Source organism: Sphingomonas sp. GW821-FHT04B01, assembly GCF_059420425.1.
In genome coordinates this window covers 261,526-283,645 of sequence record NZ_JBWKTR010000003.1, presented here as the reverse complement: position 1 = coordinate 283,645, position 22,120 = coordinate 261,526, and the positions used below count along the sequence as shown (strand labels likewise).

Genomic DNA, 22,120 nt, shown 5'->3' with positions numbered 1-22,120 from the left:
TCACATCCGGAACACGCCGAAGGACGGCGACTGGGGAATGGGCGCGTTGAGCGCCACGGAAAAGGCGAGGCCGAGCACGTCGCGGGTCTGGACGGGATCGATGATGCCGTCGTCCCACAGCCGCGCGGTGGCGTAATAGGGGTTGCCCTCGTCCTCGTATTTCTGGCGGATCGGTGCCTTGAACGCCTCCGCCTGTTCGGGCGTCCACCCATCGGCGTCGCGATGCACGGTGGCGAGCACGCTCGCCGCCTGTTCGCCGCCCATCACCGAGATGCGCGCATTTGGCCAGCTAAACAGGAAGCGCGGGGAATAAGCGCGCCCGCACATGCCGTAATTGCCCGCGCCGAAGCTGCCGCCGATCAGCACGGTGATCTTCGGCACCGAGGCGGTGGCGACCGCGGTCACCAGCTTGGCGCCGTTCTTCGCAATGCCTTCCGCCTCATACTTCCCACCAACCATGAAGCCGGAAATGTTCTGGAGGAACAGCAACGGGATGCGCCGCTGGCAGGCGAGCTCGATGAAATGCGCACCCTTCAAGGCGCTTTCCGAGAACAATACGCCATTGTTGGCGAGGATCGCCACCGGCATGCCCCAGATGCGCGCGAAGCCGCAGACGAGCGTGGTGCCGTACAACGGCTTGAACTCGTGGAAGTCCGAACCGTCGACGATCCGCCCGATCACCTCATGCACGTCATAGGGCGCGCGCACGTCCTGCGGCACGATGCCGTATAGCTCCTGCGGGTCGAGCTTAGGCGCCCGCGGCGCGGCGATCTCGATATCGACCGCCTTGGGCCGGTTGAGCGTCGCGACGATATCGCGGACGATCAGCAGCGCATGCTCGTCATTCTCGGCGACGTGGTCGACGACGCCCGACTTGCGCGCATGCGTGTCGGCGCCGCCCAGCTCCTCCGCGGAGATGACCTCGCCGGTCGCCGCCTTGACCAGCGGCGGGCCGGCGAGGAAGATCGTCCCCTGGTTGCGGACGATGACGGTCTCGTCGGACATGGCGGGCACATAGGCGCCGCCCGCGGTGCAGCTGCCCATCACGCAGGCGATCTGGGCGATCCCCTCCGCCGACATCTGCGCCTGGTTGAAGAAGATGCGGCCGAAATGATCGCGGTCGGGGAACACCTCGGCCTGATGCGGCAGATTGGCGCCGCCCGAATCGACCAGATAGATGCACGGCAGCCGGTTCTCGCGCGCGATCTCCTGCGCGCGCAGATGCTTCTTCACCGTCATCGGGAAATAGGCGCCGCCCTTCACCGTCGGGTCGTTGGCGATGATGAGGCATTCGCGGCCCGAGACGCGGCCGATGCCGGCGATCATGCCCGCGCCGGGGGCATCGCCGCCATACATGCCGTTCGCCGCCAATGCGCCCACCTCGAGGAACGGCGAGCCGGGATCGAGCAGCCGCTCGACGCGGTCGCGCGGGAGCAGCTTGCCGCGCGCGACGTGGCGGGCGCGATGCTGGTCGGAGCCGCCGAGCGCGCTGGTCGCGACCGTCTCGCGCAGCGTTTCGGCAAGCGCCCGATTGTGCGCGTCGTTGGCGGCGAAGTCGGTGGAGGCCGCGTCGATCGCGGTACGCAGCACCGTCATTGCGCGCGCGGCGCATCATGGCCGATCAGCTCGCGGCCGATCAGCATGCGGCGCACCTCGTTGGTGCCGGCGCCGATATCAAGCAATTTGGCGTCGCGCCAATAGCGTTCGACCGGCCAGTCCTTCGTATAGCCCGCGCCGCCCAGCGCCTGGATCGCCTCGCCGGCGACCTTCACCGCGCTTTCCGAGGCGAGCAGGATGCAGCCCGCCGCATCGAAGCGCGTCGTCCGGCCCGCGTCGCACGCCTTGGCGACGGCGTAGACATAGGCCCGCGCCGAGTTGAGCGCGACATACATGTCGGCGACCTTGGCCTGCATCAGCTGGAACTCGCCGATCGGCCGGCCGAACTGCTTGCGCTCGCGGACATAGGGCAGGACGACGTCAAGGCACGCCTGCATGATGCCAAGTTGGATGCCCGACAGCACGACGCGCTCGTAATCGAGCCCCGACATCAGCACCTTCACGCCGCCGTTGAGCGGCCCCATCACCTGATCGTCCGGGACGAAGCAATCGTCGAACACCAGTTCGGCGGTCGGCGAGCCGCGCATGCCGAGCTTGTCGATCTTCTGCCCGATCGAAAAACCGGCGAAATCCTTCTCGATCAGGAAGGCGGTGATGCCCTTCGATCCGGTATCGGGGATCGTCTTGGCATAGACGACCAGCGTGTCCGCATAAGCGGCGTTGGTGATCCAGAATTTGGTGCCGTTGAGCTGCCAGCCGCCATCGACCTTGTCGGCGCGCAGCTTCATCGAGACGACGTCCGACCCCGCGCCCGCCTCCGACATGGCGAGGCTGCCGACATGCTCGCCGGAAATCAACTTCGGCAGATATCTGGCCTTCTGCTCGGCATTGGCCCAGCGGCGGATCTGGTTGACGCACAGATTGGAATGCGCGCCGTAGCTCAGCCCGATCGCGGCGGACGAGCGGCTGATCTCCTCGCAGGCGATAAGATGTTCGAGATAGCCGAGGCCGAGCCCGCCATCCGCCTCCTCGACGGTGATGCCGTGCAGGCCCAGCTCGCCCATCATCGGCCACAATTCGCGCGCGAAGCGATCCTCGGCATCGACCGCGGCGGCGATCGGTTCGATCCGGTCGAGCGCAAAGCGGCGCGTCGTCTCGCGGATCGTGTCGGCCATCTCGCCGAGCGCGAAGTCCAGTTCAGCCATCAGTCTCTCCACCGTCTTTTGCGGCCTTGTAGCCGCTCGTCCGTCACATGGAAAATTGAAAGACGTGCAAGAACATCATAGAAACCGTCTATGATCGATCGCTACCATCTTCGCTATTTCCTGTCGGTGGTCGACACCGGCAATTTCTCGCGCGCCGCGGCGGCGTGCAACGTCTCGCAGCCGACCCTGTCGGTCGGCATCGCCAAATTGGAGAAGACACTCGGCCGCAGCCTGTTCGATCGCACCAACCGCCGCGTCGCGCTGACCGACGCCGGCGCGCGGCTGGTCGCCTCGGCCCGGGCGATCGAGGCCGGGTTCGCCGAGGCGGAGCGGGCGGTGGCGGAGACCGCACCGGTGCGCACGCTGCGGCTGGGCGTGCTGGTGACGACGCCGCGGCGCTGGATCGAACGCCTGCTCGCCGATCAGCGCAGCGCCCCCGGCGGCGACCGGCTCGAGATCGTCGAGGGCAAGGAGCGCGACCTGCGCGAGCGGCTCGCGCGCGGCCGTATCGACCTCGCGCTGACGCTGCTGCGCGACGGCGACCCGCCCGAGGCGCGGCTGAAGTTGCTCGGCGAGGGCTATGCGCTGGCGCTGGGTCAGGCGCATCCGCTCGCCGGCACGCCGGTGATCCGCGCCGAACAGCTCGTCAACGATCCGATGATCGTCCGGCGCCATTGCGAATTGCTTCCCGAAACCAGCCGCTTCTTCACCACCCGCGGCGTCCGCCCGGTGTTCGCCGCGCGCACGACCAGCGACGACAAGGCGTTGAGCTACGTCCGCGCCGGGCTCGGCGTCACCGTCATGCCCGAGGGGTTCCGCGAGGATGGCGTGGTGCTCGCGCATCTCGACGGCTTCGATTTCAGCCGCGACATCGGGCTGGTGTTCGCCGGGCACGCCGATGCCGAGGCGCTGCGCCACGGCTGGCTGGCGACGTCGCTGGCGCGGGCGGTCGAGCCGCCCGCGCCGGACTGACGCTCAATACATCGGCATGCCGCCGGTCACCGGCACGATCGCCCCGGTGATGTAGCTGCCCTCGTCCGAGGCGAGCAGCACATAGGCCGGCGCGAGTTCGCCCGGCTGGCCGGCGCGGCCGAGCGGGGTCGATTCGCCCAGCGTCTCCAGCTCGTCGCTCGGCTTGGCGATCGGCTGGATCGGCGTCCACACCGGCCCCGGCGCGACCGCGTTGACGCGGATGCCCTTGGGCGCGAACAGGTTGGACAGGCCGATCGTCAGGCTGCTGATCGCACCCTTGGTGGTCGCATAGACGATCATGTTCTCGGTCGCGGTCTTCGCCTGGATGCTCGTCGTGTTGACGATCGCGGAGCCCGGCTTGAGGTGCGGCGCCGCCGCCTTGGCGAGGCGGATCATCGCGAAGACGTTGGCGGCGAAGGCACCCTCCATCTCGGCATCGTCGATGCTGTCGATATCCTCGTTGATCGTCTGCGCGGCGGCATTGTTGACGAGGATGTCGAGCTTGCCGAGCTCCGCCACCGTCTGGTCGACCAGGGCGGTGCACTGCGCGACGCTGCGGATGTCGCCGGGCAGCAGCAGGCAACGCTTGCCCGCCTTCTCGACCCACGCCTTGGTGTCCTCGGCGTCGACCTGCTCGTCGGCGAGATAGGAGATGGCGACGTCGGCGCCTTCGCGGGCATAGGCGATCGCCACCGCCTTGCCGATGCCCGAATCGCCGCCGGTGATCAGCGCCACTTTGCCGTCGAGCAGGTCCTTGCCGCGATAGCTGTCCTCGCCGTGATCGGGACGGTTGCGCATCTTCGCCTCGACGCCGGGGGCGGGCTGCTGCGGCTCGTCGGGGAAGCGGGTGGGGGCGCTGGTGCGGGGATCGTTGGTCATCGGGATTCCTGTCTGGGGCGTGTCGCAGCAGGAACGAGGCAGGCCGGCGTTCGGTCCGTACCCCGTGCGATCACGTCTGCCAGCCCCCGCCGAGCGCGAGGAACAGCTGGACCTGATCGGCGGCGAGCCGGCTTTCCGCCGCGGCGAGCGTCTGTTCGGCACCGATCGCGGTGCGCTGCGCGTCGAGCACCGGCAGGAAGCCGGTTCGCCCGGCGCGGAACAGCGTCTCGGCGTCGCGCGCCGCCTTGCCGGCCTGACGGCTCGCCTCGCGCAGCGCCGCCACCCGGTCGAGATCGCGCGCGTAGACGGTCAGACCGCTTTCGGTCTCGCGCAACGCGGTCAGCACCGCGCCGTCGAACCGCGCATAAGCGGCATCGCTCTCCGCCTGCGCCGCGGCGATCCGCGCCCGCACCCGCGTCCGGTTGGGGAATTGCCAGCTGATCAGCGGCCCGAGCGAGAATTTGAACGTGTCGCTGCCCAATGCCCGCTCGGCAAGGCCGACCGAACCGACCGAGGCGCCGAGCGCGATGCGCGGGTAGAGATCGGCGGTGGCGACGCCGATCCGCGCGGTCGCGGCGCGCAGCTCCCATTCGGCGCGGCGCACGTCGGGGCGGCGGCGCAGCAAGGCGGCCCCGTCGCCGATCGGGATCGGCCGGTCGAGATGCGGCTCGCCGGTACAGGCGGCGACATCGCGGTCGAAGTCGGCGGGCGGTCGGCCGGTCAGCGTCGCCAGCCGGTACAGCGCCAGCCGCTGCGCCGCCTGCAATGCCGGCATCGTCGCGCGCACCTGCGCCTCCTGCGTCGTCGAGCGCGTCGCATCGAGCGAACCGCTGCGCCCGGCACGGACCAGCCGCTCGGTCAATCGCGTCGTCCGGCTCTGCAGATCGAGCGCCCGTTGCGCGACGCCGATCTCGCGCGCCGACGAACAGGCGTCGAGATAGGCGCGGGTGGTGTCCGCCGCGACGGTGATGCGGACGCTGTCATAGGCGGCGCGGGTCGCGGCGACATCGGCATCCGCCGCTTCGATCGCGCGGCGCACCTGCCCGGCGAGATCGAGCTGATAGGAGATGGCCGCGCTCGCCGCATAGACGAACGAACGGGGCAAAGCGGCGCCGGGCCGCAATTCCTCCTCCGCCGAACGCTGCGCATAGCCGGGCGACGCCTGCACCTGCGTCTGGACGCGCCGGCCGTCCTCGGCGACGTCTAGCGACGCCTGTGCGCGCGCGATATTCGCCGTCGCGACGCGCAGGTCGGTATTGGCGGCGAGCGCCTGTTCGACCAGCCGGTCGAGCCGCGGATCGCGATAGAGCTGCCACCACCGGTCGGGCACCGGCGCCATCGCCGCGAACGCCGCCTCGTCGCCGCCGACGAACGGCGCCGTGGCGCTCGGCCGTGCGATCACCGCGGCGTCGGGCCGGTGGTAATCGGGTCCGGCGGTGGTGCAGCCGGCGAGCAGCGTGGCGGCCAGCAGCGCGAGGCGGCGCGTCATGCCCGCGCTCCCGCCGCCACCGGCCTGGCGCGCGGCAGCACCTCGACCGTCGCGGTACGGCCGACCACCAGCATCTCGTCGCGCGGCAGCCGGTCGATCGCCACCCGCACCGGAATGCGCTGCGCCAGCCGCACCCAGCTGAAGGTCGGGTTGACGTTGGCGAGCAAATTGGCGCCGGCGCTGCGATCGCGATCCTCGATGCCGCCGGCAATACTCTGCACATGGCCGGCGATGACCTGATCGTCCCCCATCAGCCGGACGCGGACGGGATCGCCGACATGCACGCGCGGCAGCTTGGTCTCCTCGAAATAGCCGATGATGTGCAGCGAGCCGCGGTCGATGATCGCAAATTCGGGATGGCCGGCGGTGGCATAGTCGCCGGGCCGCAGATCGAGGTTGCTGACCGTGCCGGCGACGCTCGCGCGCACCTCGGTGCGGGCGAGGTTGAGCTGCGCGGTCTGCAACGCGATCTGCGCCTGCGACACTGCGGTGGCGAGCTGCGCCACCTTGGCGTCGCCCTGTTCGCGCACCTCGCCCGCGACGAGGTCGCCGAGCGTGCGGTTGCGCTGCGCCTCGCGCCGCGCCTGCGCCAGTTGCACCCGCTGCGCCGCCACCGCCGCCGCCGCCTGCGCCACCGCCAGGCGGTAGCGCGGCCGGTCGACGCGGAACAGCGGCGTCCCCGCCGCGACCGGCTGGTTGTCGCGGACCAGCACCTCGGTGACGAGGCCGGAGACGTCGGGCGCGACCTGGACGATATCGGCGCGGACGCGGCCGTCGCGCGTCCACGGCTCGGTCTCGTAATGCGCCCAGAGCCGGCGACCGGCGACCACCGCAAGCAGCACGACGGCGAGCGTGACGCCGATCCGCAGGACGACGCGCAGGGAAGGATGTGGAGTCATGGTCTTTCTAGCTGAAAAGAGCCGCGGCGGGGTCGCCGCCGGTGATCAGGCCGGCGATCCCGGCCCACAGGACGATGGTCAGCGCGACGTCGAACAGGCCGCGATGCCAGACGAAACGGTACAGCCGCGCCCGCGCCAGCGCCCAGCCGATCGCCTCCGCCAGCACGAAGGCGAGGATCGCGGCGAGCAGCAGCGGGTGGACGAACACGCCGCCGATATCCAGGTCGGCGGTCATGCCGCCGCCTGCGCTTCGTGCCAGTCGGGCGCGGCGGGGAAGACGTTGCGCCGCAATCCGACGAGATTGACCAATTGCCCGCGCCGTTCCTCGGGATCGGCGATCGTGCGGCCGGCGGCGATCGCGCCGTCGATCCGGTCGAGCAGCTCGGCCGGGGGCGCGACATCGTCGCCGCTCGCCAGCGTGCGGAAGTGGCGGGCCAGCGCGGCGCGCAGCGCGGCATGGTCGGCGACGGGCGCGATCTGCGCGATGCTCAGCCCCATGCGCAATTCGCGCAGCGTCGCGGCGGCGGCATCGCGCTCCTCGTCCTCCACCTCGCCGATGCGGCTGGCGAGCAGGCCGACGCGGTCGAGCATGCGGCTGCGCCACGCCGCGATCTGCGCCACCGCCGGGTCCGCCGGGTGTTCGGCGAGCGCGGCGAGGTCGCGCCAGCCGGCGCGGCGCAGCCGGCGGATCGCAGTGCCGGCGCCGATGCTGCGGATCAGCCGCGTCATTACCATCGCCGCGGCGATGCCGATGATCTGCGCGACATTGGCGTTGAAGAAGCTCGCGGCGTCGACGGTGAAGCTGTTGGTCAGCGCCAGCCCGCCCGCAAAGCCGAGCATCATCGGCACCATCCGCCCGTACCAGCTCGGGTTCGCCATCACCGCGCCCATCGCGAGCAGCGGCGGTGCCATCGCCAGCGTCAGCATCGCGAAGCCGTCGATCGCCGGCAGGATCGCGAACAGATAGAGCGCGGCGAGCGGCAGCGACGCAATCGTCCACAGCAGGAAGCCGCGCTGCGCCGGCACCGGATCGTCCAGCGTCGCGAAGAAGCAGCAGACCACCGCCGCGATCATCGCCGCGACCGCCCCCTCCGGCCAGCCGGTGGCGATCCAGAACAGGCAGCAGCCGAGCACGGTCAGCAGCGTCGCGGTCGCGGACAGCAGTGCCAGCCCGTAATCGCGATGCAGCGGCCGTGCGGCAACGGCGCCGACCGCGGGCGGCGGACGGCCCGCGGGATCGGCGACCGCCGCGACCAGCGTCCGCGCCTCGGCCAAAGCGAGGACCAGCTCCTCCAGCCGGGCGAGCAGGTTGAGCGCAAGCAGGTCGCGCCAGCCGTCCGCCGCCACCGCCTCGCGCGCGGTCCGGAGCGTGGCGATCACCGGCGCGGCGGGCAGGGCGGGGGTCGTCACCCAGTCGCGCACCGTCGCCACCGCATCGGCCAGCGGCGCGGGCAGCGGCCCGGCGGCGATCAGGCTGCGCCAGCGGTCCTCGACCGCGGAAACCAGCGGGATCAGCAGCACCAGCCGGTCCTGCATCCCGGTCAGCAGCGCGCGCGTCGGGCGGATGCGCGCGGTGTCGAATGGGATATGCGTCGCGGTGACGTGCAGGTCGGTGATGTCGCCGGCAAGCTTGCGCCGCTCGCGCCCGTTGCTCGCCACCGGCGCGGCGGCTAACACATCGGCGATCCACGCCTCCGCCTCCGCCAGCACCCCGGCGACGCGGCCGCCGAACACCTGGCTGACGCTGCGCGGCCATATCACCGCATGGATGAACGCGGCGCAGAGCACGCCGATGCCGATCTCCTGCACGCGCAGCACCGCGGTGTCGAAGATCGCCTCGGGATGCGTCACCGACGGAAAGCCGATCAGTGCCGCGGTATAGCCCGCCAGCATGAACAGATAGGATCGCGGCGTCCGGTCGAGCAGCGAGACGAACTGGCACAGCGCCACCCACGAAGCGAGCGCCAGCGACAGCAGCACCGGCGCGTTGACCAGCGCCGGCACCAGCAGCACGGTGACGATCCCGCCGACCGCGGTGCCGGCGAGCCGGAACACCGCCTTCGACCGCACCGCGCCGCTCAGCGGCTGGCTGGTGATATAGACCGTCGCCATCGCCCAGAACGGCCGTTCCAGCCCGAGCGAGAAGGACACGAACAGCGCCAGCATCGCCGCCGCGAAGCAATTGACCGAGAACACCGTCTCGCGCAGCCCGATCCGCATCGCCGCCGCTCAGCCCTGTTCGTCGAGGCGCGTCATCGTCGCATGGAGCCGGTCGAGCACCCGCGTCGCGACCACCAGCTCCTCCGCCTCGATACAGGCGAGCAACGTCTGGCGGATCTCCGCGGTACGCGCTTCGACCTGCGCGGCGAGCGTCGTGCCCGCGGCGGTGAGGTGGAGCAGGCGCGCGCGCTTGTCGGTGCTATCGACGCGCCGTTCGACGAGGCCGCTGCGTTCGAGCTGGTCGATCAGCGGCACCACCGACGGCGCTTCGACGCCGAGCTGGTCGGCGAGTGCCCCTTGGCGCAGCCCTTCGGCGGCGCGGCCGATCAGCATCACCGCCAGCGCCGGCGTATGCGACAGCGACAGGCCGGCGAGACCGTCGTCGAGCGCGCGCCGATAGCGACGGCCGAGCGGCACGAGGTGCGCCGAAAAGGCGCGCATCTGGGCAGGGGTAGGACGGGTCACCCGGCGCAGATAGATAGGTAGCTAACTAATCGCAAGGCTCATGTTATGGCGCGGCAGGCGTCGCGCACGTTTCACAATCGCATTGCATGGGCGGCGCAACGTCACCGGAGCACCATCATGATTCTCGATCGCCGCATGCTGATGAAGACCGCCATGATCGGGCTGGGCGCCACCGCGCTGCCCGGCGGCGCGCTCGCGCTCCAGGCACTGGGCAACGCCCGCGGCTTCACCCATGCGGTGGCGAGCGGCGAGCCCGCCGCCGATTCGGTGCTGCTGTGGACCCGCTACGTTCCCGCCGACGGCGGCCCCGTCGAACTGCGCGTCGAGGTCGCGGAGACCCCCGACTTCGCCCGCGTCGTCACCGGCGGCGCGCAGATCACCGGCCCGTGGCGCGACCATACCGCCAAGATCACCGTCGATGGCCTCCAGCCCGGCCGCAGCTATCATTACCGTTTCGTCGCGCCGGACGGCAGCCACTCGCCGGTCGGCCGCACCGCGACGCTGCCCGAAGACGGCATGAAGACCTGGCGCGCCGCGATCTTCTCCTGCTCGAACATCGGCTTCGGCTGGTTCAACGCGTATGCGCACGCCGTCGCGCAGGGTGGCTTCGACTGCGCCATCCATCTCGGCGATTATCTCTACGAATATGCGCCGGCGCATTATCCGCTGCCCGCCGACGCCGTCCCCGGCCGCACGCCCGCACCGCAGAGCGAGATCATCCACCTCGCCGATTATCGCCTGCGCTACGGCAGCTACCGCGCCGACCCCGATCTCCAGGCGCTGCACCGCGCCATGCCGATGATCGTGCAATGGGACGATCACGAGAGCGCCAACGACAGTTGGGAGGGCGGCGCCGAGAACCACACGCCCGAGACCGAGGGCGACTGGAATGCCCGCCGCGCCGCCTCGATCCAGGCCTATCGCGAATGGATGCCGGTCTCGGATGAGCCGTGGAAGGCCTATGACATCGGCGGCCTCGCGACGCTGTTCCGCACCGAGACGCGGCTGCTCGCGCGTACCCGCCAGCCCGACGTGGCGCCGCTGTTCCGCGCCGCCGACCCCGTCGCCGCGCTCAAGGCGTTCCGCGACGGTCCGTGGCAGGACCCGGCGGTGACGATGATGGGCAGCCAGCAGGAGGTATGGCTGAGCCACGCGATGCGCGCCTCGGTGCGCAGCGGCCGGCCGTGGCAGATCGTCGGCTTCGGCACGATCATGGGCGCCACGGTGATGCCGCCGGAAACGCAGGGCTGGCTCACCGCGATGAAACCGGAGGCACGCGGCTACATTCAGGCCGGCGTCGCCGCCGGCGCGCTGGGCCTGCCGTTCAATTACGACAATTGGGGCGGCTATCCCGCCGCCCGCGCGCGCTTCCTCAAGTCGGAGCAGCAGATCGGCGGCAACACCGTGCTGATCTCGGGCGACAGCCACAACGCCTGGGCCTACGACCTCGTCCAGGACGGCCGCCCCGCCGCGGTCGAATTCGCCGGCCACAGCGTCACCTCGCCCGGATTCGAGAGCAGCGTCGGCACCGATCCCGCGCAGGTCGCCGCCGCGCTCGTCCGCGCCAATCCCGAGCTGAAATGGTGCGACACGTCGCGCCGCGGCTATATGGCGATGACCGTCGCCGCCGATCGCGTCACCAACGAATGGATCATGGTCGACGGCATCAAGGCGCGGAACGCCCGCGGCACGGTCGGCCACCGCGCGACCGTGTTGCGCGATCGCCACACGATGGCGTGATCCGTATCGCTTCAACACAAACGTTTGCGAGAAACTTGATACCGCAATCAAAACGACGCCGAAGCGTCACACCCTGCCCCTAACCGCACGGTCGACCGCGGTCGTGCGGTCGCATTGGGGAAAGTCATGTCATTGCCGTTCATCGCCGCGCGCCATCGCCGCGGCGCGTTGTTGCTCGCCGTCTCCATCGCCGCGCTCGGTCAGGCCTCCGCCGCCGCGGCGCAGACGGCGCAGACGGCGTCGGATGCCGCCGCGCCCGCCGCCGCGGCGCAGGGGGACGATCAGGACGGCGTGGTCGTCGTCACTGCCGCACGCACCACGCGCTCGGCGGTGACGATCGACGGTGCCGAGATGCAGAAGGTGCTGCCCGGCGTGAACCCGGTCAAGGCGATCCAGACGCTGCCCGGCGTCCAGTTCGAGACCGCCGATCCGTGGGGCAACAACGAACAGAACATCTCGCTGATCGTCCACGGCTTCAACCAGAACCAGCTCGGCTTCACCCTCGACGGCGTGCCGCTCGGCGACCAGTCCTACGGCAATTACAACGGCCTGTCGCCGCAGCGCGCGGTGATCAGCGAGGATGTCGGCTCGGTCCGCCTGACCTCGGGCGCCGCCGATCTCGCCACCGCCTCGGCGAGCAACCTCGGCGGCGGGCTCGAGACCTATACCAGCCAGCCGACCACGCGCGCCGGCCTGCGCTTCGCGCAGACGCTCGGCAGCTATGACGCGCAACGCACCTATCTGCGCGTCGACAGCGGCAATGCCGAGGCGTTCGGCGGCACCAACAGCGGCTATCTCTCGATCGTCCGCCAGAAGGCGCGCGCCTGGGAATTCCCCGCCAGACAGGGCGGCTGGCAGGCCAACGCCAAATTCGTCCACAAGGGCGAACACGGCACGCTGACCGGCTATGCCGCGCTGTCCGACAAGGCCGAGCCCAATCAGGATTCGGTCGCGCACAATGTTGGCGGGCTGGAGCCCTATTACCGCTCGTTGCTGTATCCCGATTGGCAAGCGGCGCTGCGCTACGTCGACGCGAACGGCAAGCCGCCGGCGAACAACCCCAACAATTACGCCAATTATTACGGCGACGCGCAGCGCACCGATTACCTGTTCTACGTCAAGTACGACTATCGCTTCAGCGATGCCGTCACCTTCAGCAATCAGGTCTACGGCCATCACGACGAGGGGCAGGGGCAGATCGTCGGACCGGTGTCGGCGGCGGGGCTGCCGGCGCTGTTCTCCGTCTATTTCCCCGGCCAGAACCTGAAATCGGTCTTCGGCAATTCGGGCTATGCGCTGCGCACGACCGAATATGGCATCGATCGCAAGGGCGTGCTCTCGTCGCTGGCGATCACCGCCGGCGATCACGAGATCGGCCTCGGCGGCTGGTACGAGCACAATCGGAATACGATCTTTCGCAATTGGTATGCGGTGCCGGTCGATGCGCCGCCGCCGTCGCCCTATGAATGGGCCGACCCGGCGCTGCTGAAGCTGACGCAATATGCCAGCGTCACGAGCTACGACGTCGTCCAGCTGCATTTGCAGGATCGCTGGCACGTCACGCCGACGCTGACGATCGAGGGCGGCTTCAAGTCGAGCCTGCAATTCGCCAATGGCCGCGTCCTCGTCCAGCCGCTGCCGAACGCCATGCCGCTGCCCGGCGGCACGTCGACGCGCTATCCCGAAGGGCAGCTCAACACGCGCAAATGGTTCCTGCCGGCGATCGGCGCGGTGTGGGACGTGACGCCCGACGATCAGCTCTTCGGCCATATCCAGCAGAACGTCCGCCAGTTCCAGGCGTCGATCGCCGGCGGCCTGTCGCCCTATAACGTCGGCAGCCAGGACCTGTTCGACGCGATCAGGAAGAACACCCAGCCGGAAAGCTCGTGGACCTACGAAGCCGGCGTGCGCGCCCGGCATCACGTCGATGCCGGCCCGCTGACGGCGATCGAGGGACAGATCAGCGCCTATCACGTCGATTTCAGCAACCGGCTGTTGCAGATCAGCTCGACGCAGGTGATCGGCTCGGTGCTGGGCGGGGCGAGCATCCTTCAGAACGTCGGCGCCGTGCGCACCAACGGCATCGACGCGGCGGCGACGTTGCGCTTCGGCCCGTCGGTATCGCTCTACAATGCGCTGTCGTACAATCGCTCGCGCTACGCTGACGATTACAAGAGCGGCAGCAGCGTCATCGCGACCGCCGGCAAGGACGTGCCCAACGTCGCGCGCTGGCTGAACAAGACCGTGCTGACGCTCAACTCGGGCCCGTTCGAGACGCAGGTGATCGGCGATTACGTCGGCCCGCGCTTCGCGACCTACACCAACGACCAGTCGGTGCCGGGGCGGTTCCTGCTCAACCTGCAAGCCGCCTACACGCTGCCGCAGGACGTCGTCGCGGGGCTCCACAACCTGCGGTTCGCGGTCAATATCACCAACCTGACCGCCCGCCGCGGCATCTACGAGATCGCCGGCGTCGGCGTCGTCAAGACCTACAACACCTACGCCCAGCCACCACGGATGGCGTTCTTCACTTTGTCGGGGGGCTTCTGACGCAGCGGGTGCCCGGACGCCCCGGGCACCCGCAGCATTTCATCGTTTGTCACACATTGGGGGGCGTGGAATCCCCCTAGCGCACCCGCCGCAGCCGGCCGCGGAACAGCCCGCGATGCGTCACCGACTCGAACATCTCGCCCGGCCCCTCGGGGTCGAGCACCTCATTGTCCGCCAGCCATTTCTCGACGCCGTCCAGATCCGGCACCGTATAGGGCCTGAGCGAGCGGCCCGGCCCGCGCAGCCGCTCGATCGTCTCGATCAGCGACCCCGTCTGCTCGATCAACTGGCCGACGCGCTCCGCCGGCACGTCGAGATGCTCGGCGATCAGGTCGTTGCGCACCGCGACGATCTTCGCCTCCAGCCCGTCGTCCGGATGCCGCGCGGCGTCGAGCACCACGTCGCATTCGGTGTCGAGCCGCAGCGAGCGGTTGTTGATGTTCGCCGAGCCGACGCGCAGCTGCCGGTCGTCGACGATGGTGATCTTGGCGTGGCAATAGATCGCCGTCCCGCCGCGGGTGAACGGATGGTACAGCCGCAGCCGCCCGTGCGTGTCACGCCGCCGCAGCGTCTCGACCAGCCGTGCGCGCGCGGTGTCCATCGCCAGCGGCTCGAGCCAGCCTTGCGCGGTCAGCGGATTGACGATGACGATCTCCGGCCCGTCCGCCTCGTCCAGCCGCGCCGCGATCGCCTCGGCGATCCGGCGTGAGGCGAAATACTGGCTCTCGCAATAGATGTGGCGGCGCGCGCTGCGGATCTGGTCGAGGAACAGCGCCTCGATCTCGGTCACCGGCGCCTCGTCCGGCATCTCCGGCTGGCTGCGCGCGATGCCGAGGTCGACGCCCTCGAAGGTCGCTTCGAGCGACGCCGGCCAGCAGCTGCCCTCGCTCGCGACCGGCGGCAGCATCACCCCCGTCGCCAGTTTCCAGCGCTGCCGGCACAATTCGCCGAGCGCCGCCGCCGCCGGACCGGTGATCGCGGTGGTCGCGTCGTGCCACGGCTTGTACGGCTTGCCCCCCGGCAGCTTGCGGCCGGGATCGTCGTCGCGGTGCGCGCGCGTGTCCCAGCGCTCGGCGGTCATGTCGATGCCGCCGCAGAAGGCGAGGCAATCGTCGATCGAGACCAGTTTCTGGTGATGCGACGAGGCGGTCGGATGGTGGTGGTCGAGCTTGACGTGGATGCGCGGATGGCGCGCCCATTTCAGCACGGTGAACATCGTCTTGCCGCGGAACACCGACTTCATCGCGCCGACGTCCCAGCGCAGCAGGTACAGCTCCAGCTCGGGATTGCGCTCGACCAGCCAGTAGAGGAAGTCGCCGACCGTCTCCGGTCCTTCGGTGGTTCCGGTGCTGCCGACCAGCCGGATGCGCGCGTCGAAATCCCAGCCGACCAGCATGATCCGCCGCTTCGCCTGCGCGAACGCCTCGCGCGCGACACCGAAATAGCGATCGGCATCGACGATCACCGACAGCCGCTCGGCGCGGGCCACCCGCCATACGTTGCGGCCGGGCTCGAACACCCCTGACGATGAAGTGGCTGGTTCGCCCATGGTCGTGCGCTAAGTCCCGTTAACGGCCATAGATGCGGTCGAGCACCTCGGCGCTGCGCGCGAACAGCGTCGCGGCTGGATCGAATGCGGGCGAGGCAGCGAGCTGCTCCGCCCAGACGGCAGCCGACCGTGCACCCCAGGCATCGGGTGGCGCGGTCAGCGTGGTCGCGTGCGTACCGGTGAAATGCTGCGCCGTGAAGTCATAGAAGGAGCCGGCGACGTTGCGCAGCGCCGCGCCGCCCCTCGTGCCGTAGAAAGCGACCTCGATCACCGCATCGCGCCCGGCATGCAGGGTCCACGAACAGGCGAGCCGCACCGAGGCGCCGCCGGCGTCGAAGCGCGCGGTGGCATGATCCTCGACCTCGCCGGGGCGCAGCGGCCGCCCGCCGGCGCGCAGCACCGCCTCGACGTCGCCGACCACGGGAAAGTCCAGCGTCCATAAGGCGAGATCGACGAGGTGCACGCCGAGGTCGATCACGCAGCCGCCGCCCGACTGCGCCGGATCGAAGAACCACGGCTTGCCCGGGCCATAGGCGTTGTGGAAGGTCAGATCGACCGCGAAGATCTCGCCGAGCGTGCCGTCGCGGACCAGCGCGGCGATCGCCCGCATCGCCTCGGTATGGCGATAGGACAGGTCGACGCCGAGCAGCCGGTCGGCGTCGCGCGCCGCCGCGATCACGCCTTGCGTCTCCGGCGCCGAGCGGCCGAGCGGTTTCTGGCAGAACACCGCCGCGCCGGCGCGCAGCGCGGCGATCGCCTGATCGGCGTGGAGTGCCGACGGCGTCGCGATCACCACTCCGTCGAGCCCCAGTGCCAGCATCGCCTCGAGCGACGGAACGACGGTCGCCGCAGGCGCCAGGGTCGCAGCGTCACGCAGGCACGCGTCGGCGGGGTCGCAGATCGCGGCGACGTCGATCGCCCCGGTCGCGACCATCGCCTCCATACGATGCCGCCCGATCCATCCGGTCCCCAGAAATCCCACGCGCGGTCTGCTCATCGTTTTCCCTGTCCTGCCCCCGGGTGGAGGCGCCATGCCTTCGGAAAGCAGCGCTTCGTTGCGAAGCTCCCGCCTTTCCGCCCCCTCCGTCACCACCAAGTGCTGCCACCTCCCCCTGGCGGGCCGGGGCTATGACATATGGCTGCGGCGATGAGGATCGAGCCGCTTCCAAATTCTCTTCGTCACCCCGGACTTGTTCCGGGGTCCACCGGGCCGCAGGAGAACGGTGTCGAACCATGCCTATCTCCTCGCCGCGGAGTGGACCCCGGAACAAGTCCGGGGTGACGAGGTGGGTGTCGATCACGGCGGGCTCACACAAATCTTCATATGCAATAGCCCCGCCCGCACAGGGCAGGAATAAGGGCGCAAAACCTCACCCCAGCTCCACCAACGCCTTCACGAACCCCGCCGGCTTGTCGCGCGTCGCGTCCAGCGCCTCGTCCAGCCGCGCCAGCGGAAACCGGTGCGTGTACAGCGGCGCCGGATCGAGCCGCCCGCTCGCCACCGCGTCGATCGCCTCGTGCAGGCCGCGCATCTGCACCGCGGGATCGCGCTCGTGCGCGTTGATGACGTCGATGCCCTTCCAGTTCCACTCCTGCATGTTGACCTGCCGCGGCCCGTCCTGGTGATAGCCCGCCACCACCAGCCGCCCGCCGAACCCGATCAGCGCGGTGGCGAGGTCGAGCGGCCATTGCTTGCCGACCGCCTCGATCACCCGCTCGTACATCGCCTCGCCGGTCAGCGCCTTGACCCGCTCGATGATCTGCCAGTGATCGTGCATCGCGATCGTCTCGGCGGCGCCGTAATGCGTCGCGAGGTCGAGGCTCTCCTGCCGCCGCGAGATCGCGATCACCCGCGCACCGGCATCGCTCGCGAGCTTGGTCAGCACCGCGCCGAGAAAGCCGATGCCGATGATCGCCACCGTCTGCCCGGCGCGGATGTCGCTGCGCCGGAAGATGTTGAACGCGCAGCCCAGCGGCTCACCCGGAAACGGCTGGCCGTCGAGCGCCGCGGGCAGTTTGGCGACCCTGTCGGCCGCCGCCACGTCGTAATCGGCGAACGAGCGATAGGAGAGGGCGGCGACGCGATCCCCCACCGCCAGCGTCGTCACGCCGTCGCCGACCGCGTCGATCCGCCCCCAGCCTTCATGGCCCAGCCCGCCCGCCTCGCCCGGATAGGTCATCCACGGCAGGCCCGCCCAGGGTTCGAGGTTCGACGCGCACACGCCGCACCCCTCCAGCTTCAACCGCACCTCGCCCGCGCCGGGCTTGGGCAGCGGCGCGCCGGTGACCTCGATCCGCCCCGGCGCAGCGAGGATCGCGGCCTGCATCGTCCCTGCAACCAATTGATCTGCCATCATTTGTGACCTCCATGATCGACGCCGGCATGCAATCCACGCTGCGCGACAACATCGCCGCTCTTGCCACCCGCGAGCGTGCCGAGCGCCGCGCCGCGCCCGTGTCGGCGCGTATCGCCGAGCGGATCACGCGCTTCACCGGATCGATGACCTTCGTCGTGCTGCATCTCGTGGTCTACGGCCTGTGGATCCTCGCCAACATCGGCTGGATCCCCGGCGTGCCGCGCTTCGACCCGACCTTCGTCATTCTCGCGTCCGAGGCCTCGGTGGAAGCGATCTTCCTGTCCACCTTCGTGCTCATCAGCCAGAACCGGATGGCCGCCGCGGCGGATCGCCGCGCCGATCTCGATTTGCATATCAACCTGCTCACCGAGCACGAACTGACCCGCGTCGCCGTCCTGCTCGGCCGGATCGCCGCGCGGCTCGACGTTCCGGTCCACGACGAGGATCGGGAGATCGAGCGCGACGTCGAACCCGGCCGCGTGCTCGACGCGCTCGACGACCGGCCCGCCGACTAGGCGCGCACCGACCGGGCTCATGCCACCGCGGTCTGCGGCGTCGCCACCGTGGCGGGCGCATAGCGGTCGATCATCCACGCGCAGAAATCGGCGAATTGCTGCGGATCGCGCGCCGCGCTGCTGTGATGCGGCTGCACGCCGAGATGCTCGGGGGTGAAGCAGAAGGTCACCGTCACCTCGAAATCGGCGAGCGCCGCCATCTGCCGGTCGAACCAGTCGATCGCGTCGGGCCGGAAACTGTCCGCCCAGCTCAGCCCGGTGCGCAGTCGCTTGGTGCCGAGCCGCTTCATCCACGCCACCGCCTCGTCGAGCCGCGGGTCCTGATAGTGGAACCATTGCATCAGCCCCATCCGGTCCGCCACCGCGGCATAATCGTCGAGGCTCGGCTTGGCCGTGCCGTCCTCGCGGATCAGTCCCATGTAGAAATGCCGGTAATAGCTCGACCCCTCCGCCTCGCGGTGCCGCGTCGTCGCGCCCCAGCTCTGCGGCAGGTCGAAGAGCGAATACCAGAACACCCGCGGCACCCGGTCGAGCAGCAGTTCGGCGGTGCGGCGCACGCCGAATTGCTGCACCTCCTCGGCGCCGAAGCTGCCGACGCCGACCTCGGTCGCCCAGATCGGCTTGTCGGGCACCACCGCCTCGATCTCGGCGATCTTGTCGGGCCAGGCGTGGATCGGCCACAGGTTCCAGTCGAGCGGGAAGCCGTGCACCGCGACCACGTCGACCGCGTCGAGCGCGCCATGGCCGCGCATCCGTTTGACCCATTCGGGATCGATCGGGCTCATCCCGCCGAGCACCCGCGTCACCGCCGGATTGACCGCGTGGATCGCGGTGCCGGCGCGGATCACCGTATCGGCGAAGATCGACCAGTCGGGATCGACCTCCGGGTCCCAATGCGATTTGTTGTTGGGCTCGTTCCAGATCATCGCCGCGTCGATCATGCGTCATTCCCCCTGTTCGGATAGACCGCTGCCGGCCCGTATTCGCCATAAGGCACCGGCGCGACCCGACAGAGATAGACCTCGCTTTCCGGCTGCTCCAGGATCGCGAAGCCCGCCGCGCGCAGCATCGCCGCGCTCGCCGCGGCATTGGGCGCCCACCAGTTCGTCCAGTCGTGCGCGAATTCGCGTTCGATGAAATGCAATTTGGGATAGCCCGGCTCGTCGAAGAACGGCGGTGGCACGTGCGTGCCGGGCATGTGGAAGGGATGATCCTCGGGCACCGGATAGACCGCCGGGCTGCCTTGCTGCATCGTCTGGAACAGCATCAGGTCGCCCGCGACATGCTCGCGGATCAGGTCGAGGGCCAGCAGCGGATGGCGCAGGTGATACAGCACCCCCATGAAGATCACGAGGTCGAACCGCTCGCCGAGCGCGCCCACGTCGTAGACGGAGAGGTTGCGGAATTCGATCCCGCCTTGCCCCAGGGCCGCCGCGGCGAGCCGCGCCTGCGCCAGATAGCGGTCGTCGCTGTCGATCCCCAGCACCCGGTCGGCGCCGCGCCGCTTCATCTCGACCGAATAGAAACCGGCGTTGCAGCCGATGTCGAGCACCGACTTGCCGGTGAGGTCGGCGGGCAGCGCATCGGCGAAGCGCGCGAACTTGAAGCGCGGATAGTCGCCGAGGAAATGATCGGGCGCGGTGTGGATGCCGTGGCCGAGATCGATGTTGTGGAACCACGGCGCGAGCCGCGCCACTTCGGCACGCAGGGTTTCGGGCGTCATGCTGCCAGTCTTTCGTTGAGGCTGAGCAGCCGCGCGCCCCAGTCGCCGACCACGATCCGGCTGACCGAGGCGGGGCCGATGTCGAAACGCAGCAGATGGTCGAGCGGCAGGTCGAGCGCGAAGGCAACCGCGCCACGGATCATGTCGGAATGGCTGACCAGCGCGATGCACGCCCCGTTGCCGTCCTCGGTCTGCGCTGCGGCGGTCTGCGTCAGCCAGCCGATGATCCGCGCCTGCGCCTCCGCCATCGTCTCGCCGCCGGGGATGCGCGCGGTGCCGCGTTCGGCGTTCCACGCGTCCCACGCCGGTCCGTGCAGCTCCCCGAACGCCGCGCCGGTCCACTCGCCCATGTCGATCTCGACCAGCGCCTCGACGGGCTCGGGGGCGGGCAGGTGGCAGGCGGCGGCGATCGCCTCGGCGGTCTCGCGCGTCCGCTCCAGCGGACTGCAGACGATCTTGTCGATCGGCTCGTCCGTCAGGCGCGCCGCCAATCCCCGCGCCAGCGCCGCCGCCTGCGCCCGGCCCGCCTCGCTCAACGGCACGCCGTCCATCCGCCCGGACAGGCGACGGTCGAGATGGATATGCGCGGCATGCCGGATCAGAAGGAACGTCGCCGTCGCTGCCATGCTGTCGTCCGTCTGCCTCGCCTCACTGCCTCGGCGCCCGGCTCGTGTTGATATCGATCAACAAGATTGTGAGCTAACCCATTAGGAACAAAGAAGAAGAACCTTCGTTCCATCGCTCCAGCATACGTTCATGGAAAAGGGGCGGGCGACGGATGCCACGAACAGACACCACCACCCCCGTCCTGTCGTTGATGCGGATCAAGACGGCGTGAGCGAGACCGTCCTGATCACCGGTGGCGCCGGTTTCATCGGTCGCTTCGTCGGCGACGAACTGCTCCGCCGCGGCCATCGCGTCCGCGTCCTCGACAGTCTGATCCCGCAGGTCCACGGCGACGTCGAGCGGCCGCCGCTGCTCAACGACGAGGTCGAACTGATCCGCGCCGACCTCCGTGACGGCGACGCGGTCGCCCGCGCGCTCGTCGGTGTCGACAGCGTCATCCACCTTGCCGCCGAGGTCGGCGTCGGCCAGTCGATGTACGAGGTCGAACGCTACACCTCGACCAACGACGTCGGCACCGCGGTGCTGTTCGAGAAATTGATCGACCGGCCGGTCCGCCGCGTCGTCACCGCCTCGTCGATGTCGATCTACGGCGAGGGCCTCTATCGCGACGCCGACGGCAACACGGTCGAGAATGCCGAGCGTGGCGCGGTCCGCGACGGCATGGCCAATTGGGACCCGCTCGACGCGCAGGGCCGCCCGCTCACCCCGGTGGCGACGCCCGAATGGAAGCGGCCCAGCCTCGCCTCGATCTACGCGCTCAACAAATACGTGCAGGAGCGCACCACCCATATCATGGCCAAGCCTTATGGGATCGAGGGCGTCTGCCTGCGCCTGTTCAACGTCTATGGCCCGGGGCAGGCGCTCTCCAATCCCTATACCGGCGTGCTCGCGATCTTCGCCTCGCGCCTGCTCAACGGCCAGCAGCCGATGATCTTCGAGGATGGCGAGCAGCGCCGCGACTTCGTCCACGTCAGCGACGTCGCGCGCGCCTTCGCCGACGCGTTGGTCCTGCCCGAGGCGGTCGACCAGACCTTCAACATCGGCTCGGGCCACGACCGGTCGGTGACGCAGGTCGCCGAGGCTTTGGCCAAGGCGATGAACAAGAACGACATCCGCCCGGAGATCGTCGGCAAGGCGCGGATCGGCGACATCCGCCACTGCTTCTGCGACACCGGCCTCGCCGAGGAACGGCTCGGCTTCACCGCGCGCCAGGATTTCATCGAAGGGCTCGCCGAACTCGCCGAATGGGTCGGCGAGCAAAGCGCCGAGGACAATGTCGCCAAGGCCCGCGCCGAACTGGAAAAGCGGGGACTGGTCGCATGATCGCCGCGTCTCCTTCGCACTCACTCCGTCATCTCCGCGAAGGCAGAGAT

At 69.4% G+C, this 22,120-nt stretch carries 19 protein-coding genes; 5 read left to right on the top strand and 14 right to left on the bottom strand.

The annotated features are described in order from the left end of the window. Window positions 1-1,596, bottom strand: a complete 1,596-nt coding sequence (locus tag AC07UH_RS10210) for a carboxyl transferase domain-containing protein (protein ID WP_495179913.1) — start codon at window positions 1,594-1,596, stop codon at window positions 1-3. Then, a complete protein-coding gene (locus AC07UH_RS10205) occupies window positions 1,593-2,762 on the bottom strand; it encodes an isovaleryl-CoA dehydrogenase (RefSeq protein ID WP_495179914.1) in 1,170 nt (389 codons plus the stop codon). Before AC07UH_RS10205 ends, AC07UH_RS10210 begins: the two co-directional genes overlap by 4 nt. A gap of 90 nt (window positions 2,763-2,852) precedes the next feature. Here AC07UH_RS10205 and AC07UH_RS10200 point away from each other — a divergent pair, with 90 nt between their 5' ends. Further along, entirely contained in the window at window positions 2,853-3,734 is an 882-nt protein-coding gene (locus AC07UH_RS10200; RefSeq protein WP_495179915.1) for a LysR family transcriptional regulator, read from the top strand. Window positions 3,735-3,737: 3 nt separating this feature from the next. Here the strand turns inward: AC07UH_RS10200 and AC07UH_RS10195 are convergent, their stop codons facing one another. The 6 genes from AC07UH_RS10195 to AC07UH_RS10170 form a co-directional block, all read right to left on the bottom strand. Further along, window positions 3,738-4,613, bottom strand: coding sequence for an SDR family oxidoreductase (locus tag AC07UH_RS10195; protein ID WP_495179916.1), 876 nt, complete (start codon window positions 4,611-4,613; stop codon window positions 3,738-3,740). A gap of 70 nt (window positions 4,614-4,683) precedes the next feature. Continuing rightward, the gene (locus AC07UH_RS10190; protein ID WP_495179917.1) at window positions 4,684-6,102 is read right to left on the bottom strand and encodes an efflux transporter outer membrane subunit; all 1,419 of its coding nucleotides are present in this window, start codon (window positions 6,100-6,102) and stop codon (window positions 4,684-4,686) included. Beyond that, on the bottom strand, window positions 6,099-7,001 hold the full coding sequence (locus tag AC07UH_RS10185; RefSeq protein WP_495179918.1) for an efflux RND transporter periplasmic adaptor subunit: 903 nt from the start codon (window positions 6,999-7,001) through the stop codon (window positions 6,099-6,101). The genes AC07UH_RS10190 and AC07UH_RS10185 overlap by 4 nt, the downstream gene beginning before the upstream one ends. A gap of 7 nt (window positions 7,002-7,008) precedes the next feature. Continuing rightward, complete coding sequence (locus AC07UH_RS10180; RefSeq protein ID WP_038660445.1) at window positions 7,009-7,236, bottom strand: DUF1656 domain-containing protein; 228 nt, start codon at window positions 7,234-7,236, stop codon at window positions 7,009-7,011. Beyond that, window positions 7,233-9,221 (bottom strand): FUSC family protein, encoded by a 1,989-nt coding sequence (locus AC07UH_RS10175; protein WP_495179919.1) that lies wholly within the window; start codon window positions 9,219-9,221, stop codon window positions 7,233-7,235. The genes AC07UH_RS10180 and AC07UH_RS10175 overlap by 4 nt, the downstream gene beginning before the upstream one ends. Before the next feature lie 9 nt (window positions 9,222-9,230). After that, entirely contained in the window at window positions 9,231-9,686 is a 456-nt protein-coding gene (locus AC07UH_RS10170; RefSeq protein WP_495179920.1) for a MarR family winged helix-turn-helix transcriptional regulator, read from the bottom strand. 117 nt (window positions 9,687-9,803) lie between these two features. On the opposite strand from AC07UH_RS10170, the gene AC07UH_RS10165 reads away from it, so the two are divergent. Next, window positions 9,804-11,426 carry an alkaline phosphatase D family protein gene (locus tag AC07UH_RS10165; protein WP_495179921.1) on the top strand — a complete coding sequence of 541 codons (1,623 nt, stop codon included), beginning with the start codon at window positions 9,804-9,806 and terminating at the stop codon, window positions 11,424-11,426. A gap of 126 nt (window positions 11,427-11,552) precedes the next feature. Beyond that, on the top strand, window positions 11,553-13,976 hold the full coding sequence (locus AC07UH_RS10160; protein ID WP_495179922.1) for a TonB-dependent receptor: 2,424 nt from the start codon (window positions 11,553-11,555) through the stop codon (window positions 13,974-13,976). Window positions 13,977-14,052: 76 nt separating this feature from the next. Here AC07UH_RS10160 and AC07UH_RS10155 read toward each other — a convergent pair whose 3' ends face one another. From AC07UH_RS10155 to AC07UH_RS10145, 3 genes are all read right to left on the bottom strand, one after another. Beyond that, entirely contained in the window at window positions 14,053-15,525 is a 1,473-nt protein-coding gene (locus AC07UH_RS10155) for a phospholipase D-like domain-containing protein (protein ID WP_171009297.1), read from the bottom strand. Between the two features lie 19 nt (window positions 15,526-15,544). Then, window positions 15,545-16,522: a Gfo/Idh/MocA family protein gene (locus AC07UH_RS10150; RefSeq protein WP_495179923.1), complete on the bottom strand. Its 978-nt coding sequence runs from the start codon at window positions 16,520-16,522 to the stop codon at window positions 15,545-15,547. Between the two features lie 373 nt (window positions 16,523-16,895). Continuing rightward, complete coding sequence (locus AC07UH_RS10145; protein ID WP_495193944.1) at window positions 16,896-17,879, bottom strand: MDR/zinc-dependent alcohol dehydrogenase-like family protein; 984 nt, start codon at window positions 17,877-17,879, stop codon at window positions 16,896-16,898. A 14-nt stretch (window positions 17,880-17,893) separates the two neighbouring features. On the opposite strand from AC07UH_RS10145, the gene AC07UH_RS10140 reads away from it, so the two are divergent. Beyond that, on the top strand, window positions 17,894-18,397 hold the full coding sequence (locus AC07UH_RS10140; protein ID WP_495179925.1) for a DUF1003 domain-containing protein: 504 nt from the start codon (window positions 17,894-17,896) through the stop codon (window positions 18,395-18,397). A 17-nt stretch (window positions 18,398-18,414) separates the two neighbouring features. On the opposite strand, the gene AC07UH_RS10135 is transcribed toward AC07UH_RS10140, so the two are convergent. From AC07UH_RS10135 to AC07UH_RS10125, 3 genes are read right to left on the bottom strand one after another with little or no spacing between them, the layout of a single operon-like run. Continuing rightward, window positions 18,415-19,338 carry a glycosyl hydrolase gene (locus AC07UH_RS10135; RefSeq protein WP_495179926.1) on the bottom strand — a complete coding sequence of 308 codons (924 nt, stop codon included), beginning with the start codon at window positions 19,336-19,338 and terminating at the stop codon, window positions 18,415-18,417. Next, window positions 19,335-20,120: a TIGR04290 family methyltransferase gene (locus AC07UH_RS10130; RefSeq protein ID WP_495179927.1), complete on the bottom strand. Its 786-nt coding sequence runs from the start codon at window positions 20,118-20,120 to the stop codon at window positions 19,335-19,337. Before AC07UH_RS10130 ends, AC07UH_RS10135 begins: the two co-directional genes overlap by 4 nt. Continuing rightward, window positions 20,117-20,746: a histidine phosphatase family protein gene (locus AC07UH_RS10125; RefSeq protein ID WP_495179928.1), complete on the bottom strand. Its 630-nt coding sequence runs from the start codon at window positions 20,744-20,746 to the stop codon at window positions 20,117-20,119. Before AC07UH_RS10125 ends, AC07UH_RS10130 begins: the two co-directional genes overlap by 4 nt. A gap of 208 nt (window positions 20,747-20,954) precedes the next feature. Here AC07UH_RS10125 and AC07UH_RS10120 point away from each other — a divergent pair, with 208 nt between their 5' ends. After that, the gene (locus tag AC07UH_RS10120) at window positions 20,955-22,070 is read left to right on the top strand and encodes an NAD-dependent epimerase/dehydratase family protein (RefSeq protein ID WP_495179929.1); all 1,116 of its coding nucleotides are present in this window, start codon (window positions 20,955-20,957) and stop codon (window positions 22,068-22,070) included. Window positions 22,071-22,120 lie beyond the last annotated feature (50 nt).